The 20,060-nt window shown below is 49.6% G+C and carries 11 protein-coding genes; 4 read left to right on the plus strand and 7 right to left on the minus strand.

Annotation, left to right across the window (positions count from 1 at the left end; translation table 11 throughout):
• Together ctaD and PLE7327_RS07615 are read left to right on the plus strand one after the other, a co-directional pair.
• A complete protein-coding gene (ctaD, locus tag PLE7327_RS07610; protein WP_015143273.1) occupies positions 1-1,677 on the plus strand; it encodes a cytochrome c oxidase subunit I in 1,677 nt (558 codons plus the stop codon).
• A 101-nt stretch (positions 1,678-1,778) separates the two neighbouring features.
• Entirely contained in the window at positions 1,779-2,399 is a 621-nt protein-coding gene (locus tag PLE7327_RS07615; protein WP_015143274.1) for a heme-copper oxidase subunit III, read from the plus strand.
• A 13-nt stretch (positions 2,400-2,412) separates the two neighbouring features.
• Here PLE7327_RS07615 and PLE7327_RS07620 read toward each other — a convergent pair whose 3' ends face one another.
• The 4 genes from PLE7327_RS07620 to PLE7327_RS07635 all read right to left on the minus strand — a co-directional run bounded on the left by PLE7327_RS07620 (position 2,413) and on the right by PLE7327_RS07635 (position 12,648).
• Positions 2,413-3,693, minus strand: coding sequence for a glycosyltransferase family 4 protein (locus tag PLE7327_RS07620; protein WP_015143275.1), 1,281 nt, complete (start codon positions 3,691-3,693; stop codon positions 2,413-2,415).
• Between the two features lie 129 nt (positions 3,694-3,822).
• A complete protein-coding gene (locus PLE7327_RS07625; protein ID WP_015143276.1) occupies positions 3,823-6,564 on the minus strand; it encodes a CHAT domain-containing protein in 2,742 nt (913 codons plus the stop codon).
• The gene (locus PLE7327_RS07630; protein ID WP_015143277.1) at positions 6,516-8,324 is read right to left on the minus strand and encodes a ShlB/FhaC/HecB family hemolysin secretion/activation protein; all 1,809 of its coding nucleotides are present in this window, start codon (positions 8,322-8,324) and stop codon (positions 6,516-6,518) included. Before PLE7327_RS07630 ends, PLE7327_RS07625 begins: the two co-directional genes overlap by 49 nt.
• A complete protein-coding gene (locus PLE7327_RS07635; RefSeq protein ID WP_041391945.1) occupies positions 8,314-12,648 on the minus strand; it encodes a filamentous hemagglutinin N-terminal domain-containing protein in 4,335 nt (1,444 codons plus the stop codon). Before PLE7327_RS07635 ends, PLE7327_RS07630 begins: the two co-directional genes overlap by 11 nt.
• A gap of 168 nt (positions 12,649-12,816) precedes the next feature.
• On the opposite strand from PLE7327_RS07635, the gene PLE7327_RS07640 reads away from it, so the two are divergent.
• Positions 12,817-13,371, plus strand: a complete 555-nt coding sequence (locus PLE7327_RS07640; RefSeq protein WP_015143279.1) for a COP23 domain-containing protein — start codon at positions 12,817-12,819, stop codon at positions 13,369-13,371.
• Positions 13,372-13,395: 24 nt separating this feature from the next.
• Here the strand turns inward: PLE7327_RS07640 and PLE7327_RS07645 are convergent, their stop codons facing one another.
• The 3 genes from PLE7327_RS07645 to PLE7327_RS07655 all read right to left on the minus strand — a co-directional run bounded on the left by PLE7327_RS07645 (position 13,396) and on the right by PLE7327_RS07655 (position 18,640).
• Positions 13,396-16,494: a tetratricopeptide repeat protein gene (locus tag PLE7327_RS07645; protein WP_051036398.1), complete on the minus strand. Its 3,099-nt coding sequence runs from the start codon at positions 16,492-16,494 to the stop codon at positions 13,396-13,398.
• A gap of 248 nt (positions 16,495-16,742) precedes the next feature.
• Positions 16,743-17,612: a branched-chain amino acid ABC transporter permease gene (locus tag PLE7327_RS07650; RefSeq protein ID WP_015143281.1), complete on the minus strand. Its 870-nt coding sequence runs from the start codon at positions 17,610-17,612 to the stop codon at positions 16,743-16,745.
• Positions 17,613-17,776: 164 nt separating this feature from the next.
• On the minus strand, positions 17,777-18,640 hold the full coding sequence (locus PLE7327_RS07655; RefSeq protein WP_015143282.1) for a DUF6671 family protein: 864 nt from the start codon (positions 18,638-18,640) through the stop codon (positions 17,777-17,779).
• Positions 18,641-18,916: 276 nt separating this feature from the next.
• Between PLE7327_RS07655 and rtcA the strand changes: the two genes are divergently transcribed.
• A complete protein-coding gene (gene rtcA / locus PLE7327_RS07660) occupies positions 18,917-19,957 on the plus strand; it encodes an RNA 3'-terminal phosphate cyclase (RefSeq protein WP_015143283.1) in 1,041 nt (346 codons plus the stop codon).
• Positions 19,958-20,060: the final 103 nt, after the last annotated feature.

Consider the following 20,060-nt stretch of genomic DNA (forward strand, 5'->3'; position numbering starts at 1 on the left):
ATGACGACCATATCAGCAGAAACTCAAACGATTCCTAAGCCTTCCGAACACAGACAACGGAAGTGGCAAGACTATTTCACCTTTAACACCGACCATAAGGTGATCGGAATACAATATCTGGTCACTTCGTTTTTCTTCTTTGTTGTCGGCGGTGTAGAAGCAACGATCATGCGAACCGAGTTGGCAACTCCCGATCCCGATTTTGTCAGTCCCGAATTTTACAATCAACTGCTGACGTTGCACGGAACGACCATGATCTTTTTGTGGATCGTACCAGCCGGAGCAGCATTTGCCAATTTCTTGATTCCGTTGATGATCGGTGCTGAGGATATGGCATTTCCTCGCCTGAATGCAGTTGCCTTTTGGATGTTTCCCATCGGTGGCGTGTTGCTGTTGTTGAGCTTTTTAGTCGGACCCGCCCAAGCTGGATGGACGTCTTACCCTCCGTTGAGCTTGATTTCTGGCAAGTGGGGCGAGGAGATTTGGATTCTGAGCGTCTTAATTGCGGGAACCTCTTCGATTTTAGGGGCAATTAACTTTGTCACCACGATTTTGAAGATGCGGATACCCGATATGGATCTCCACAGCATGCCTTTGTTTTGCTGGTCAATGCTGGCGACTTCATCGCTAATTTTGATAGCTACTCCGGTTTTAGCAGCCGCTTTGATTCTGCTGTCTTTCGATCTGATTGCCGGGACGCATTTCTTTAATCCGACTGGCGGAGGCGATCCGGTTGTTTACCAACATATGTTTTGGTTTTACTCCCATCCAGCTGTATATATCATGATTTTGCCCTTTTTTGGGGTGATATCGGAGGTTTTACCCGTTCACTCTCGCAAATCGATTTTTGGCTATCGGGCGATCGCTTACTCCAGTTTGGCGATCGCATTTTTGGGCTTAATCGTTTGGGCGCACCACATGTTTACTAGCGGCACTCCTGGCTGGTTGCGGATGTTCTTCATGGCAACTACTATGCTTATTGCCGTGCCGACAGGAATTAAAGTCTTTAGCTGGTGTGCCACGATTTGGGGAGGCAAAATCAACCTCGATAGCCCCATGCTATTTGCGCTAGGCTTCATCTCCTCCTTCTTGATTGGCGGTTTAACTGGGGTCATGGTTGCCTCGGTTCCCTTTGACATCCACGTTCACGACACCTATTTTGTCGTCGGACACCTTCATTACGTCCTCTTTGGCGGGAGTGTCTTAGGGCTATTCGCCGGGTTCTATCATTGGTTCCCCAAGATGACAGGGCGGATGTTCAATCAAACCCTGGGCAGAATTCACTTTGCGCTCACCTTCATCGGTTTAAACCTCACCTTCATGCCAATGCACGAACTTGGGTTATTGGGAATGAATCGCCGAATTGCTTTGTATGATGTCGAATTTCAGCCCTTGAACGTACTCGCGACAGTTGGGGCATACATCACGGCAGTTTCGATGTTTCCCTTCGTTATTAACGTTATTTGGAGCCTCATTAAAGGCGAAAAAGCCGGACGCAATCCTTGGGGTGCTTTGACGTTAGAATGGCAAACCAGTTCGCCTCCGATTATTGAAAACTTTGAAGAAGAACCCGTTCTCTGGGCAGGCCCCTACGAATACGGCATCGATGCAGAAACCTCTGGCGAAGAGGAATCGATCGCCGAGTTGCTTGCTAAGGTCGGTTCTGAATCGAGGTAATCGGGAGCGGTTAGTCGTTAGTCATTAGTGAAAAAGCTCTACTGACGAGCGAAGACTAACTAACAACAGATAATTAGTAACTAACAGAGAATAAAAGGTTTATGCAAGGATCGACTGTAGACGAAGCGAAAATCGCGCTCAATTATCGCCCAGCAGAGGCGACCGTCCATCACGGGGCACATGCCGACCATCGGATCTTTGGAGTAGTCATGTTTCTGGTTGCCGAGAGCATGATTTTCTTCGGTCTATTTTCAGCGTTTTTGATCTACCGCAGCGTCACGCCCGTTTGGCCACCTGAAGGCACGCCAGAGTTAGAACGGCTTCTGCCGAGCATCAATACCGCCATTCTGATTGCTAGCAGTTTTGTCATGCACAGAGGACAAAGTGCTATCAAGAAGAATGATGTGGCTGGTTTGCAGCTTTGGTTGGGCATTACGGCAATTATGGGAGCGATCTTCTTAGCCGGACAGCTTTATGAGTACTTCCATTTAGAATTTGGCTTAACAACTAACGTGTTTGCCAGTTCGTTTTATGTTTTGACGGGTTTCCACGGTCTGCACGTGACGGTAGGATTGCTTCTAATTCTGGCAGTTATGTGGCGATCGCTCAAGAAGGGCCACTATTCGAGCGAAAGCTTTTTTGGCGTAGAGGCAGCAGAACTCTACTGGCACTTTGTCGATGTCGTCTGGATTATTTTGTTTACTTTGGTTTATTTGCTCTGATTATGGCTGAGGATTAGCGATCGCTGATTGGAAGATTCCTTAGTTGGCGATCGCTAATCGCAACGCGCTCTATCACTCCAGACAAAATATTCGCCATCGCCTCGATACTATAGCGCTCTACACATCGTTTTCTTGCCCGTTTGCCTTTTTCGTTAGCTTCATCTAGATGCTCAAAAATCCACGCAATTCGAGCTGCAATTTGCTCCGGGGCATTCGCATCGACTAAATACCCCGTATCGCCTAAAATTTCGGGAATATCTCCAACTCGCGTCGCCAATACTGGTTTTGCCATTGCCATTCCATCGGTCAGTTTGAGGGGAAACTGAGCCAGGGCGGCTGGCGTATCGCGTTGGGGCACGACGATAATATGAGCGGCAGAGACGATCTCTGGCATTTCCTGCACGGGAGATTTCGGTAGCTTAATAATCCACCGTCCCCATTGTTCCATTAGTTGCTTGTCGTAGTTATCATAGGGACTGCCGCCGACAATGACCAGTCTCAAGTCCTCTCGATTTAGTTTATCTAGAGCAATTAAGACATCTTCGAGTCCTTTATAGGGACGGGGTGCCCCAGGAAACATCAAGATTTTGTAGCCATCTAACCCGTACTTGAGGCGGCTTGCTTCGGGATTATATTTTTCTGGAGAAAATAGAGTTGTATCTTTGCCATTGGGAATATAAATTCCCCCAAAACGCTCTTTGATAAACTGGGTATGGATGGTAACTGCATCGGCATGAGAGACTAAGCTTTCCATCCACTTGAGATAGACGGGATTGTCGGGGTGTTTGAGGAAACCATCCGATTTGAGCAGATCCTTGGCAAACTGCTTTAAATTGGGACGATATTGCCAACTGTCGCCGCCAAACCAACTCATTTCCCAATCATCGATATCTAAAATGAGCGGACGGCGACTCAATAATTTTTTGAGTAACGCGATGCCGAAGCTAGTGGGTTTTAGCTTGACTGCGTAGAGAATATCGCCGTCGATTTTGGGTAAAAGTTGGCTCAGTGCGATCGCCGAACCCAAAAAACCCGCATGATATTGACAGGGAATAGAAATAATGGGAATATCCGCATTCGATATGGGGGGAGCATCGCGATCGAAAGCTACGCCGAACATCTTGACTTCGTGACCCAGCTTCGTTAAAGCTTGAGCCAGCAAGAAGGGACGAACTGCGCCTCCCCATCTAGCAGCGCCGCGACTGGATAAATCGCTCACAACTAGAGAAATTTTCAGCTTTCGTTGGGTTATCTGTCGGTTCAAGTTGGTCTGTCGAGTTAGACGAGCTAGCATTCAGTGTGGCATATGGCAGCGGCATCCTTGCAACAATTTATCTCAAATCCGTTTGTATCGGAATTCTACGTATCGGGACTAGATGCGAGCGGGACGCTCGCAATATTAACAGAATTGATATTAATCCAATCATTGCCAATTGCCTACCAGAACGTAAGGTGCCCAGTAATAGGGGTGAGGAGGCAGTTGCTTGAATTCCTCAAAGGGTGGATTGACCCTAAGAGATTTTATCAATGATAGCTGAGCGTTTCTGAGGGCAGCTAATTTCTTCGCGCCCGGTTCTTTTAGGGCTTGGTAAAATTGACCCATGAGTTGGGCGGTAGAAGCATCTCCTACGGGCCAGAGCGTAGCGAGAGTGCTGCGCGCCCCCGATCGCACGGCAACGCCTGCCAGTCCCCAAACCGCTCGCTCGTCGCCTGTCGCCGTTTCGCAGGCACTCAGGACTAGTAGTTCGGGCGTTCTGGTTCCTCGATCGCTCAGCAAGTCCCGCAACTGCTCGATCCCGATCGCCTTGCGATCGCCGGCAATAATAAAGGTTTTTTCTGGGTTAGAACTAAACAACCCATGGGTTGCCAAGTGAACGATCGGGAAATCTTCTGCGAGCAAATTTTGAAAAGCCGTTGCGGTAAACTTTTCATTGAGTAGGGCTTGAGAGGCTGGGAAGGCTTGCTCGATCTGCGCTAATTCCTTCGGTACGTTAACGAGAGCGGGAAAGATTTCTCCACCTAAATTAATTTGCTCGCTGACTCCGGCTGCCAAGACTTTGAGCTTTTCTTGTTTTCCTTGTCTGGGATCGATCGATTGCAAGCTCGGCACGAGAGCGATGCCGTATTTTTCCAGCAAATACTGCCGACCGTCGTAGAGGGCAGCCATCGGCACTCTTTGCAAGCGATCGTTGAGCGCGAAAATTAATGTTTCGATATTATTAGCCTCGAATTCCGCCTCGAAAGGTCTGACGATCCAGTCATAAACCCTGGTAAAAATTGGTAGCAGCTTCTGGAGATTCTCGCCTATCTCTTCTGGGTTAAGCGGGATGGTTCTGAAAATATTAATGGCGGAGTTATCGACGCTTTCGTTGTAGAGAATGTCATAGAGTTCGTCTAACGTTTCGTTGACTTCGCGATCGCTGACGGGAATAGTCGCTTGTTGCAAAGGCTTGCCGGGCAGGGATATAATGACATCCAATCGTTGCGGCAAAACGATCGGGTAGATAACGGCGGCTTGCGGGTCGAGATCGTCAATTTGAACGACGACATCGGATTCTTCCAAACAGGGGTCTTGAAAGAAGTTGTCGAGTTCTGCGAGTTGCAGCGCTTCTATTACCTGGCGGGCTAATTCTAAGCGACTAGCTTCAGACTCCTCCCGATTGGGGTTGGAAGAAAACAAAACCAAGGAGTCTAGTTCATTTTCGCTCAAGTCGGAGGCTAAGAGTAAATCTGCCAAATCTAGATAGACGGGTTTGACTTCTTGGCGAAAATCAAACCGAACATCCCGTTCGTTAGCATTTAAGTCGGTGCGAAGGGATTGAAGGGTATTGAAGGCAGCACTGTAAGCCGCGATCGCGTTACGCCGATCTCCCTGTTCTTTGAGCAAGCGTCCTAACTGAGATTGCCAGAGATAGACCACCTCGCGCGCGTCCCCCACGAGATTTTGTTCCTGAGAGAGACTCAATGCTTGCCGAGTCAACTCGGTTGCCTCAACCAACTGTCCCTTTTGGAAATAGTATTGTCCTAAATAGCCCAGAGCATAAGTTTCCGCTCGCTGGTCGCCCAAACTGCGAGCCTCTTGGAGCGCGGTTTCTAGCAGGGAGGTAACTCCCTCCGCCCGTTGAAGTCGCATCAGGCTTTGAGCTAGGTTAATGCGAGCGTAGGCGGCGGCATGAGTGGAGGGGAGTTGGGTCAGTTCGGCTTCGACTAGCGGTAGGATAGTACTGACTTCTTGGGTCAACTTGGCATCGAGTTGAGATACGAAAGTCTCTGCCTGCCGAACTTGTTGGGATTGCTGCTGTCTCCTGCCAGAAGCAATGCGTCGATTCGCCTCCTCTAGCCACCATTGTTGGATATCGAGCAAAAGGCTCAGACAATTGAGTCGCGCCTGAATTTTGGTTAGGGGAGAAGCGGCGGTAGTTGTTGTCGCTTGGTGGTAGGCGTTTAAAGCTGGTTGGTAAGGTTGTAGCGCCGCTGGCACGGATTGTCCGTCTACGATCTCGGTGATTTCCTCATAGTCCCAGCGATCGCGAATTTGGTTTGCCAAGGCGCGTTCGGTATTGCCCAAACTTAGCAACATAGCGCTCGACTCTGGCGAGCCTTCGGTTGCAGACCGACCAAGCCCTAAAAATGCTTTGGATTGCCTCAACATTCCGCGCCGCCGCAGCACGTCGCCGAGGCTTCGCAAGCCAATGGCTTGAGTCGGGGAAAGAGCAACTGGCTTTTCGGAGAGGGTTTTGAGCAGTCCGTCGAGTTGCTGTTGGCTGCAATCTGGATTCTCCTCTAGGGCAAAGGCTTGCAGTAAGGTCTTGCAAGCCTTGGGATATAAGCCTAAATCTTGGAGCGCTTGAGATTTATTAATTAGGCTTTTCGTCGAGCCTTCGCGATCGCCTGCTCGTCGATAAGCGTCGGCTGCTTGTTGCCAGAGTTCGGCTGCCTCGGCAAACTGTCCGGCATTATAGCGCTGCTGTCCTTTTCGGGCAAATTCTAGGGCAGGGCTTTCTTTTTCCGGTCGAACGCTCGACCAAGCGGGGATGGTGAGAGAGGAAATCAAGCCAAATAAAGCTACCAAGAAAAGCCCGATTAGGCGGCGGTATTTTCTGCCTGCAACCGCTCTCAGAAAAGATTGTATTCTAATTGAAAATACACGCCGTTTTCTTGCCATGTTCTATCCCCCGAATCGATATCTACTAAAGGAATGCCCCAGTCTAAACGCGCTCTGAAGTTGTCTCCGAGATCCAACAGCAAACCGAGTCCTATGCCAACCAGAGTATTGGTAGAGGGATTGTTGCCCTCTGCATTCCAACCCGTGCCGAAATCAATAAAGGGAGCGAGCTGTAGCACTCCTCGCACGCCTGGAAATCGCGCGATCGGCAGCCGCGCTTCGGCAGAAGCGACGATCCCATTGTCAGTCAGCAGGACATCTTGGCGATATCCTCGCACCGTAGCTTGACCGCCATAGCCGAACTGCTCGAAAGGAAGGAGAGAAGAGGCTGCCAATTGGATGTCGGAACGGAGCAGTAGGGTCGGACCGACAGCCGGGTCGCCCGTTGCCTCGCCGAGGAGGCGCAAATAGAGCAGTTGACCCCGCCAAGCGAAAAATCGGCTATCGGGTTCGCGATCGTTGACGGTGGCATCGAAGAGATCGAGACCGACGCTAAACTGAGAGCGAGCTGAGAAGACTTCTTGACGGCTTCGCTGGGTCCATTCTTGGGCGAAACGTAGAGCTGAGACACGAGTTTTCCCTTCCTCATCGGCACCGACGAATACGGGGTAGCGAACTCCTAGCAGCTTGGATTCGCTCTCTCGTCTGGCTGCGGTGAAGCTGAGGGCAAGTTCTTGACTGGCTTCGGCGGTGGCTTTTCTAAAAACGGGCTGGCGATAAGTGAGGTCGAAGTCGAGCGAATCTACCTCGATATTTAATCGGTCGAAAGGCGGTTCGACAATTTTGTTGTCGGCGATCGCAAAATTAAAACTCACGGTTCCGTTGTAGGGATTGACTGGTATGGTGTAGCCGCCCTCAAAGCGATCGCTGCCATCGGTGTTGTAGTAAGCAAAACGAATTCCATCGCCGATGCCGAAGAGGTTGGCTTCGGAGATTTCTATCCCGCGTTGGAAACTGCCGATGCTGGGGTTGCGATTATTGTTCAACTCGAGTGTGACTTTAAAGGTGTCCGCCCCGGTCACTGTTACCGATAGCGTATTGGTTCCCGCTCTAGTTCCGGCGGAGAGTTCGGCGCTTAGGCTGTCGATGAGGGGATCGCCTTGCAGTAGTTGTAGCGCTTCTTGCAAGCGGTTGACGTTGAGGGGTTTTTTGGTTGCTACAGCAATGCGACTGCGAACGTAATCCGGATTCAGCCGCCCTTCGGCGATCTTGACCTCAATCTCTTCCAGGCTTCCTTCGAGTATCTGAATTTTGACGATGCCCGCTTCGATTTCTTGACGGGGAATGTATGCCCCAGAAGTAATATACCCCCGTTGTACGTAAATTTCGGTAACTTTGTTGGCGGCTTGGATGAGTTGGGCAAAGGTAACGGGTTTGCCAACGAATTCGGTCACGACCTGGTTTAACTCTGCTTGGCTAAATGCCGTGTTGCCAACAAACTCGAACTGCCGAACCGTTATCGTTCCTGGAATGTCTAGGACTTCTTCGGGGGTTGGCGGTGCGGTGGGAGGAATTTCGACGGGCTTTTGTGAAGGCGGTATCGGTCGGGGCTGGGGTCGTTCGGGGACGGGCGGGGTAACGGGATTGATAGGCTGGGATTGTTGGGGAACGGGCGGGTTCGCAGGAGCGACGGACTGCGATCGCGCACAGTCCACGTCTAGCAAAAACAATAAAAGAAACCAACATTCAGAAGCCAGAAACCCTAGAAACCAGGACTTAGAAAGAATTGAGGAGAATGATGACTTCTGTTTACTTGGCATGGCACTCCGAGGAAGGTAATCCAGAACTGTGGGGAGTCGCATGGCTAGGTCTGGCAGAGAGAACCACTGTGCCCTTCTCGCTGACGTACCAGCCTCTAGCTGGAGGCGGTAATGCTGCGGGATCTGTCTCCTCGCTAGCGGGACTTGCTGCGGCAGGAGCAGCAGACTCGAAAGGAACTAACGCTTCGCTACCGAGCGGGTCGCTGGGTCGAGGCGGCAACCCGCCGCGTCCGGTAATGGTAAATTCGCTAGGGGCACGTCCCCTCTGGGACTGACACGATAGCGCCACTGCTTCTTCGGGGTTAGTCACCTCTTGGGGCAACTCGATAACTTCGAGCTTGGTGTCTGGCTCTAGCGTATTCAGCTCGACCGTTCCATCGATTCCCAGTCGCGAACTGGCGCTAATCTGACAGTTGCCACAGATAAAGATTCCTCTGGCGTTAATTTGAATGTTTCCGCCCCTACCTTGGAAGGCGTTGGCGAAGAGGTTACTTTTCTCTAGCAGGACTAAGAAGTTGCCCGCATCGATGGCGATATTACCGCCGTCGCCAGTACCGCCTGCAGTGGCAGAGATTTGGCTGCCGCCGCGCATCTGTAAAGAATCTCGCACTCGTAAGTTAATGTTGCCCCCTTGTCCGAAAGCGGTTGCTGCCGACAGAAATCCCCCGCTCAGGAAAATCGAGTCGGCTACAACGTCGAGGGAGCCAGTATTTCCTGTCCCTTGGCTGCTGACGGCGACTACAGCCCCATCTCGCACCGACAATTCTCCGGTGACAAGCTTTAGGTTGCCAGCTGGAGCTTCACTGAGCGTTGCCGTACTCAGGACACTTTGAAAAAGACCATCCGGCGAAGTCCCTGCCAAATCGATCGCCTCAGACGCATTGATAATTAAATCTCCACCCACTCCTCCGCTAGCGATCGTTTGCGATCGCGTGACACCGCCACTTTGAGTAGATACTGCCGCCCCTTCTCGCACGCTCAACCGTTGCGTGTTAATCTCTAGCTTGCCTGCCTTGCCCGTACCAACTATTGAGTTAGTAAACAGACCAGTGGGAGTGAAAGAATTGACTGGCGTGTTTCTAAGCTCGACTGACTCGGTTGCCTTAATTGTCAAATTTCCTCCCGCACCGCTGCCCAAAGTTGAGGTGGCGATTACCGCTCCATCTCGAACGAGTAACCTACTGGTATCGATGGACATGTTTCCTGCCTGGGCGCTACCCGATGTCGTACTAGCAAAACCAGAACTGCTCAGCTCGACCCCGCGAGCGGCTCTTACTGCTAGATCGCCTCCTTTTCCCGTACCAAAGGTGCTAGTAGCGATAAAACTGCCTTCTCTGAGGTTCAACTGCTGAGTCGCGATCGTCAGATGACCTGCTGCGCCAGCAGCTGCGGTTCCCGTAAATAAACCAGTTCGTAGCTCGGGTAAAGTGGCTCCCCCAGTTAAAATCGTAGAGAAGGTTTGTTGGTATTCTGCAAATCCATTGCCTACTACTTCGACCGACTCGGAGGCGCGAACGGTCAGATTTCCCCCCGCACCTTGCCCCAAAGCCGTTGTAGCTGCGAATGACCCATTGCTGAGAACTAACCGACCCGTCTCAATCGTTAAGTCGCCCGCCGCTTCTGCGCCCCCATTAATGTTGGATATCTGGCTGTTGCCGCTCGCCCGCACAGAATCCCGCGCTTGTAAGTTGATGCTACCGCCTCGACCCGCTACCGTTGAGGCGGTGATGCCAGCGCCATTATCCAGGAAAATCGAGCTAGCGTCGATCCTTATCTTTCCTCCATTGCCTAACCCCTGATTTCTTGCCGTGACTTGAGCGCCATTGGCAACATTTAACTGACCCGTGTTAATCGTCACGTCTCCAGCGTTGCCGCTTGGCACGGGGGGCAATCCAAAAATCTGTCGGGTGAAATCATTCTCAAGATTGGCAGCAGAGCTCACTAGAGTGGGAGCGAGATCCCCGGATCCGGTGCCGCTTACCTCGACGGACTCGCTAGCGTTAATGGTAATGCTTCCGGCATCGCCAGTAGCAGCCGTGGAAGCATCGAGCCTTCCTCCATCCCGAACGACTACTTTGGGGGCGTTGACAGTTAAGTTACCAGCATCTCCAGCATTGAGCGTCGAAACCCCTAAAAGGCTTGGTGCCAATTGACGCGGCTCTACTCCGATGACTTCTACAGCTTCAGTGGCATTGACTGTCACGTCTCCTCCATCGCCCGCTCCTAAGCTTCCAGTGCTCACGAGTCCTCCACCGAAAATAGTCAACCGTCCTGTTGATAGGCTAATATTTCCCGCCCCTTGAGTGCCGAACGTCGAGGAACCGATAAAGCTGAGCGAATTGGGATTGGCAGGCGAGGCTCCAATGACTTGCACCGACTCAGAGGCATTTACTATGATATTGCCCCCTGGAGCATTGGAGAAGGTTGCAGTAAATATGTTTGCTCCGCCCCGGATAACTAATTGCTGGGTTGAAATCGTAATGTCGCCACCTTTCGCGCCTTCTCTAGTTCGAGGAGAAAAGATAATAGCCCGTCCTCCTCGGAAAGTTCCGCCTAATTCTGCTGTAATGCTCCCTTCATTGTCCAAAACAATCGAGCTAGCATTTATGCTTATGTTTCCCGCACTACCCAATCCTTCATTTCTTGTCGTGACTAGCGCCCCGTCGGTAACGCTTAATCGATTGGCATTGAGGATTGCGTTTCCAGAATCTCCGCTTGGCACGGTAGGCAAGCCAAGCACCTGTCGCAAGCTTTCATCTGCCACATTAGCAGACGAGCTTATCAAACTCGGATTGCGAGATCCCGGTACTGTTCCCTTCACCTCGACGAACTCAGAGGCATTGACAGTAACGTTTCCAGCATTGCCAGTGGCAAACGTGCAAGCATCTATCCTACCGCCATCCCGAACGGTTAGTCGCGAGGTGTTGACGGTCAAGTTGCCCGCACGACCAACATTGAAGGTTGCGGCAGTCAAAGCGCTGGGCACGAACAAGTTAGGTTCCACGCCAATAATCTCTACAGAATCAGTGGCAGTCACGCTCGGATTGCCGCCGTCACCAGTGCCAAACGTTGACGAGCCAAGAATGCCTCCCTCAATCGCACTCAAACGCTGGGTTGATAACGTATTGTTGCCTGCATTACCCGAACCGAAACTCGCTGTAGAGATGGCGCTGGTAACGCTAGGATTGAGAGAACTGGCTCCAGCCACTCGTACGGACTCAGAAGCGTTTGTCGTAACGTTGCCGCCTGGGGCAGGACTAAAGGTTTTAGCGACGATAGTGCCGCCTCCGTCTACGACTAACTGCCCGGTAGAAACGACGATGTCTCCTCCTCTGCCAATTCCTACGGTTTCATTGGTCAAACTGCTGCGAACCGTTCCGTCGGCATTGGTTCCGCTTATGGTTAGAGACTCGGCAGCATTGATGCTAATCGCCCCTGACGGTTGGCTGCCTTGATTTTGAATCAAAATTAACGAGCCATCGCTTAGCGAGATTTGTCGCCCCTGTAGGTAGATAGAGCCGCCACTGACGCTGGCATCGGCTAAGGCTTGCGCTCGCAGTTCGATGTTTCCAAAGGAAGGCACTCCCGCATAGCCTAACGTCCAGCCTTGGGGAAGAGACTGGAGGCTGACCGAGCCTGCCGTCGCGCTGCCCAACTCGATCCGCCCGCTCTCTGCCGTTAGTACCCCACCATCTAAGACGAGATCGCCTCCGACTAAAGCGAGGGTTTGACCCGACCTTACCTGCAATCCGGACGAGCTACTATTTCTCGTTACGGGCGAAAAGATGGGATTGGCAACCGTCAGCCTGTGACCCGAACCTTGCACGCGAATCGAGCCCGGATTCGCTCCCATCTGCAAGCCAACTGGAACGCTCACCGTCAGTAGGGGTTGCGCTTGTGGATTGATGGCACTAAAAACCGTACCGTCTTCAAAAACCAGACTGTCTGCCGTGCTGCCCAAAAACGACCCCCCAATATTTAACTGGGCATTGGGACCAAATTGAATGCCGTTGGGATTGATTAGGACTAAGTTAGCGCTGCCGTTGGCTCGGATTAATCCGTCAATATTTGATATAGATCCGCCAGTCACCCGACTGATTATGTTGGCAATGTCCGAGCTATTGTTGAAGAAAACCGTATTGTCATTGGGAACTGAGAACTCCCGAAAGCTATGAAATAGGTTGCCGCCAGCTTGGGAACCTCCAGTAATTTCAAAGACACCGCCCGCTCGATTGACTTGGGTTGGCAGCGTCCCATCGGGAGCGATTTGCGCTTCCATCGGGTTACTAGCGGCAAGAGTGTAGAGAAAAATAGCGCTACTCATCCAAAATCGGCAAGTAACCTGTTTCATCAGTTCCTAAAAAGAAATTAAATTACACGTAAACTAAAGATGGCTTAAGATTATAAGATTTTTTTTGAGCTTATAAGCTTAATATCTAAGAATACCAGATATATTTCTTATAAGTTTAGGTTAACAGGGGAATAAAACCAAATGCTTAAGCAACAATCTTCTGTAACTATTGCGATCGCACAAGCAACTTCTGGGAATATCGTTTCACCTTTAGGATTGCTCGTTTTAGGGGCTGCGGCAGTTGTCGCTCAACCCAGCACAGCTGCTAGCGCAAGCATCGCCTGCGAAACTAGCGCTAATCCGCCAGCAGTTGTAGCGACTGTCTCAGAGCAAGGTCGTTCGCAAACGGTCAAAATGATTAACTTTTTGCCCGAATATTTCTCGCCCGAAGCGGCTGTCCAAAATTGTCAAACGGCGGCTAGTACCTTGAAGGCACTCTACGATCGCGATCGCGCTAATTACTTAGCGAGCGACACGATTGCCGGAAAACCGACTGTATGCGCGGTAGAACGAAGAGGCATGGGTTGCGATAGCGACGGTGCGCGGGTGCTATTTAGTTTCGATCGCGCTGTCGATCCCTCTCAAGCCCTATACGACATGCTAGGCAGCCAATTTAAAGGAGCAGAGCGTCCCGATTCGCGGACGGTCAGCCGAATTTACACGGATATTAAACCCCGTCGCTGGTGGTTCTTCTAAGGAAAAAAGCAGGAAGCAGAGCGATTAGCCACAAGTCATTTTGGCTTTCTCTGCTTCTTTGTAACCGGGTTTGAGCTTTAAGGCTTCCTTGAAGGCAGATAATGCCGTTCGAGGTTGCTGCAATTGGCATAGAGCCAACCCTTTGTAAAACCAAACTTCGGCTTTGTCCTGGCTTGTCTGTTTGGGGTTGTTGAGAATGCGATCGAATTCCTGAATGGCTTCCTTGTAGCGCCCCAAGCTCTGAAGTACTATCCCCTTTCCTCGCTGGGCTGGGAAATAGTCGGGAGAGTATTCTAGGGCGCGGTTGTAGGCATCGAGAGCTTCTTCGTCTCGCCGATCTTCCTTTAAGGCTCTAGCTTTAGAAGACCAAGCGACTGAAAACTCTCGAATCATCGAGTTGCTTCCATTTTCTTGCTGTATTTTCTCAAGAATCTCAATGGCTTGCTCAATAGTTGCGAGGGCTTCTTCGGAATGCTTTAAACCTAGCAGAGATTCACTTTTGTTAATCCAGAAAACCGGATCGTCCGGTTCAATGGCAATGGCTTTGTTAAAGGCTGCGATCGCCTGCTCGTATTGCTTGAGGTTGTGGAGTGCCTCTCCTTGGCAGTTCCAGGCATAAACCGCCTTTGGCTCGATAATCGCGGCTGTCGTGCAGGAGTCGAGCATCTTATTGTAGTCGCGCAAGCCAGCTAGAGCATAGCCTCGGTTAGTCCAAGCTTGGTAGTAATTGCCATCGCTGGCTAAAATCTGGTCATATTTTGCGATCGCCTCTTTGTATTCTCCTTGATTTAATAGCTCGTTGCCCTGTTGAAAAACTTCGGGTTCCCGGCGTTGGAAGAAAAGATTGAAGCCAATCAGAGTAACACCTGCGATCGCTCCGAAAGACAAGATGCGTCTGAGAGCTTTCTTTGTGGTTTTTTTATCGGTTTTTTTGTGGGAGGCGATGCTGGAAATATCTTCCGTTTGAGCCGGGTTGGAAGTTTCTGAAATCGATGTCCGCAGAAACTTTGCCAATTCCGACTCTACCCAACTGCGACTAAAAACTGCTTCATAGATGCGATTGGCTACTTTTAAGCTGCCGCGATCGTTAGTTATCAATCCCAAATTGAGCAACTCGACTTGTTCTAGCGTTCCATTGACCCGAACTTCTCCCAGCCGCAGAATTTGTCGATAGAGCTTCAGCAGTCGAAATGTCCCGCAATTTTTACTTTCAAGCAATCTCTGCCAAATTGCCTTGAGATGCTCGCCTGCCGCTCGGTTTTCCCAATTGGCGATCAGGCACTGTCTGACTAGCTGCTCGACTCGACTGGCTTCTTCTTCTGCCTCGATAAACGAGTCCGACTCGGCTATCAGCTGACATAACGTTTGGATGAGGAAAGCCTGTTCGTTTGTCCAGTCGAGTACTTCTTCGAGTACGCTATAGGGATAGCTGGCTTTTTCTTCGAGTTGAAACGATTCGAGTTTGAGGTAAGCCAGGTGCAAGCGCGTCAATTCTCGCTCGACCCAACTGCGATTAAAAACTGCTTCATAGATGCGATTGGCTGCTTTTAAGCTGCCGCGATCGTTAGTTATCAATCCCAAATTGAGCAACTCGACTTGTTCTGGCGTTCCATTGACTCTCACTTCTTCGAGACGCAGAATTTGTCGATAGAGCTTCAGCAGTCGAAATGGCTGACACGGTTGATTGTTTAGCAGTCTGTGCCGAATGGCTTTGAGATGTTCGCTTGCCGCCTGGTTTTCCCAATTTTCAATTAGGCATTGGCGGACTAGCTGCTCGACTCGGCTGGCTTCTTCTTCTGCCTCGATAAACGAGTCCGACTCGGCTATCAGCTGACATAACGTTTGGGTGAGGAAAGCCTGTTCGTTTGTCCAGTCGAGTACTTCTTCGAGTACGCTATAGGGATAGCTGGCTTTTTCTTCGAGTTGAAACGATTCGAGTTTGAGGTAAGCCAGGTGCAAGCGCGTCAATTCTCGCTCGACCCAACTGCGATTAAAAACTGCTTCATAGATGCGATTGGCTGCTTTTAAGCTGCCGCGATCGTTAGTTATCAATCCCAAATTGAGCAACTCGACTTGTTCTGGCGTTCCATTGACTCTCACTTCTTCGAGACGCAGAATTTGTCGATAGAGCTTCAGCAGTCGAAATGGCTGACACTGTTGATTGTTTAGCAGCCTCTGCCGAATAGCTCTAAGATGCTCGCCTGCTGCCTGGTTTTCCCAATCTTCGATCAGGCGCGTTCTGGCGACCTGCCCGACGCGACTGGCTTCCTCTCCTGCCTCGATAAATGAGTTCGACTCGGCTACCAATTGACAGAGTTTTTGGGTTAGAGAAAACTGTTCGTTTGTCCAAGCCAGCACCTCTTCGAGTACGCTGTAGGGATAGCGAGCTTTGTTTTCTAGTTTGAAGAGTTTGAGTCTAATCTGGCTAAAAGGTTGCAAACTCGTCAATTCTTGTTCTACCCAACTGCGATCGATAACTTTTTCATAAATGGGATTGGATACTTGTAACGCGCCCTGATACTTAACTACCAATCCCAGATCGAGTAGCTCGGCTTGTTCTGGCGTGTTATTCGCTGGAACTTCTCCAAAGCGCAGAATTTGCCGATATAGACTTAGTAGTTGAAGTGGATCGCAGCGTTGATTTTCTAGCAGTCTCTGTTGAATCGCTTCTAGATGCTGGGGGAACCCAGAAGGATCCCAGCTCTCCATCGGATGAGCCTGCTCGCCATTCTTCTGGCGTTCGGGAACCAAAAAATCTAGGAAAAAGTCTAAGGTAGTTGGCTTGAGCCATCCTTTTTTGACAGCTAGCTCCCCAAATCGAAGTCCGGTTTGCCTTTGCTCGGAGAGAACAATCTCGATCTGAAGCTCGTTTAATAGTGCCGCTTCTTTGAGATACTGCCCTAAAGGTCGTTTCGATTCCTGGTTGGCTAGAGTCAGCCACCTTTGTGCAAAAAAGTCAGCTGTTTTCTGTTTGACCCATCCTCGCAACGCCAGAATTTCTCCAATTCGCAGGTTTGGGGAGCGAGCCTGCTCTCGCAGAGCGACTTCTATCTGTGCGGCTGAAACAAGGTCAGCCTGTTGCAGAATTGTACCAAGAGGCTTGATAGAAGAAGTCTTTAACATGGATTGTACGATCGCAATGGCACCACAAACCAATATTTACCTGATTTTATTCGGTTGTGTGGCAAAAGTGCGACCCTTCGAGCGTAACAGTTAATGTTAGATTTGGATACAAGATTATCTACATTGTTAGACTTGATTTCGCTTGATCGCGCAGCAAGGCTTGCAATTGCTTTGGTTTGATTGCTGCGCTTTAGTTTCAAAAACGCTAACAGTGCCAAAGGCGCGTTGTGAATTGAAACATACAAGGGTTAAATCGTGCCCCTGAACAAACCTTGAGGGCGTACCAGCAGAATAACGATCATAATAAACAAGGCTACGCCTAGCTTGTAGTCTGCGCCCAGCCAGGGGACGCTGACGCTTAATTCTTGAGCGATGCCGATCGCAATTCCTCCCGCGATCGCGCCGTAAGGATTGCCAATTCCCCCTAGAATCACCGCAGCAAACATGGGCAGGATCAAAAACCAGCCCATATTGGGACGAACTCCGCCCGTAATGAGTCCGAACATGACTCCGCCTAAAGCCGTCAAAATCCCATTAATAATCCAAGTCCAGAGAACGACTCGCTCGACGTTAATTCCCGATACCCGCGCGAGGTCGATATTATCGGCGACGGCTCGCATCGCTTTGCCAATTTTGGTATTCTGTAAGATAAAGTGGAGAACTGCGATCGCTACAATCGCTAATCCGATCGTTAACAGGCGATCGAAAGCTACTCTCATATTCCCGAGCGCTATTGCGGGAACGACTGGCAAATCGTAGCGTTGATTGCTTCCGCCCCAGATAAACAGAATGCCGTTGCGCAGAAATAGGGCGAGTCCGATGGAAATAATAATTAGCGTGGTAGAAGTGGCACGGCGATCGCGCATTGGTCTCCACAGTAATTGTTCCGATAGCAACATGGCTGCAACAGTTCCCGCAGCGCCTATCGGGATCGCCAGCCAGATATTGACCCCATTGGTATTTGCCAGCCAAGCTAAATACGCTCCCAAGGTCATAAAATCCCCATGGGCAAAATTTGACAGTCGCAAAATTCCATAAGTCAGGGTAAGTCCTACGGCTGCCAGCGCAATAACGCTTCCTACAGCAAGTCCATTGAAGAGTAGTTGAGGGGTGTCCATTATTGAGTTATCAGTAAACAGTTATCAGTAGTTAGTAGGGGCGGGTTTATCTAAAAACACTAGAAATTTACCAATACTTAGGGTCAAAAACTCGCCCCTACAGTAGTTAATAGTTAGTTGTTAACAATAGTCAACACAAGAGCGATCTAATTGTCAAGTTTAATTTAGGGATTACAATACGGACAATAAGATGGATCGGCTGTTTCTACGCCATCGGGGAATAAAGTTTCTTGCCTATAATTGCATTTTGGGCATTGATAAATGGCAGCCCGAATCAGAGAAGTAGGCGAAGAACACCAACCGCAAGGCAACCCAGATAATCGTTCGACAATATCAAATCCGGGGGCAGAACATTGGGGACAGAATCGATTGAGTTTTTCAATTAGATCGCGAGTTGCTTTTGCGATCGCTTTCATGCGAGTGGGATTGTACATTGCTCGCATGTCGGTTTCAATATGAATCGTTCCAGTAGGAGATTTTTTCAGAAAGATTTCTACTGATTCAATCAGTTTCTCTTCGGTAATAATTCCTTTAATAATTTCTTCTTTCTCGGTAGAATTTTGGCCGGACATGACGACTAAGCCATGTTCGGGAAATCCAACTTTCTGTGCAAATTCTAAGGCTGCTTCGATCGATTTGACTTGTTGATGATTATGGTTAGTTTCTGTGGTTATTTCTTGTCCAATAATTTCTAATTGATTAGTTTTATCGATTAATAAAACAATTTCGCGATCGCAAGATAAAAAGGGAAAAGCTGGATGGGGATAAAAACTCCCTTCACTAGCTATAGCAATCGTCTTGCCAGTAAGTTCTAAAACTTTTTGGGCTTTTAATCGAGCCGCTTCGATTTGAGTTCCAACTCGCTTAATTTCTCTAGTAAAAGTTCCAAAACGATCGGTATCGAATTGAGATGGGACGATAACTTGCAGGTTCAGTTCTGTCTCCAGAAGCGGTGCAATGACTCGCTCTTTTTGATGCATGGTTGCTAAGATGGCAAGACGATTTTTAAACCAAGAAATTCTAGACATTGCTAGTAAGTGTTGATTTCAAATAATTTCGATCTTCATTAAACTACAACTAAAAACTTGACTCAAATCAGAAGGAGTCTCATTTAGTAGCTAGAGAATAAGGTTAGGTTCGTTAAAATAGTACATATCTTAAGTACAGATCTTATACTTGAATCACTCGTTCATAAAATCTCGATCGCGCGACGAGCTGTGCTAAGTTTGCCATAGCAGTCCTGATTATTTCTCTGATTATAGCGGTCATTCCATCAAGCTTCTGGCACTTTTGCTCGACTACATATGATTACCATTGATGGCTCTTATGGCGAAGGCGGCGGTCAAGTACTCCGCACCAGCCTCAGCTTAGCTGCTATTACAGGTCAACCCCTTCGTCTTGAGAAAATTCGGGCAGGTCGTCCCAAACCCGGATTGGCTGCTCAACATCTCACTTCCGTGCGGGCAGCGGCGGCGGTTTGTCAAGCGCAAATTCGAGGCGATGCGCTGGGTTCGACAACCTTAGAATTCATTCCCAATCGTGCTGCCCAGGCAGGGCGCTATACTTTCGATGTCACCGAGGCAAGAGAAGGAGGATCTGCTGGAGCCGTTACCTTGATCTTACAGACTATTCTCCTTCCACTAGCATTATCAAAGGGAGACTCAGTGGTCATTCTCAAAGGAGGTACGCACGTTCCTTGGAGTCCTCCCGTCACTTATATCGAACAAGTCTATCTGCCCATTGTAAAGCAACTTGGCGTACAAGCAGAAGTAGATCTACGCGCGTGGGGTTGGTATCCTACTGGCGGCGGCGAGGTAGAATTGCGGGTGAAGGGCAGCGGCACCTTGAGAGGCATTCAGTTGTTAGAGCGAGGAAACTTGCAACAAGTGCGGGGATTGGCGGTGGTGACAGAACTACCGTCTCATATTCCTCAACGAATGGCTAGCCGCGCAGAAAGTCTATTGCACCAGGAGCACCTCAAGGCTCAGGTGAAACCTTTGAGAGAGAGGGGCAGAACGCCAGGAGCAGGAATTTTTCTGACAGCCGAATACGAATTTAGTCGGGCTGGATTTAATGCCTTGGGGCGGCAAGGACTTCCAGCAGAACGAGTGGCAGAAATAGCCGTTCAAGAATTGCTGGAGTTTCACGCCAAGGGAGCGCCTGTCGATAAACATTTAGGCGATCAACTTCTTTTACCAACCGCTTTAGCAGGGGATGCAAGTCAGTATCGAGTTACTGAAATTACCGAACATCTGACTACAAATGCATGGGTAATCTCTCAATTTGGATTAGCTGCGATCGAGATCGATCCGAAAGAGGGGATAGTTTCTGTTGCTCCAAATTAGATCTATTAAGTAGGCAGATCTCATGATAGAGATTCGCTTTGCCAATGAAGATGATAACGCGGCAGCCTTGGGCAAACGCAAGCCGTCTAAGAACAAATACTAA

This window comes from Pleurocapsa sp. PCC 7327 (assembly GCF_000317025.1).
Lineage (GTDB): Bacteria > Cyanobacteriota > Cyanobacteriia > Cyanobacteriales > Microcystaceae > Hydrococcus.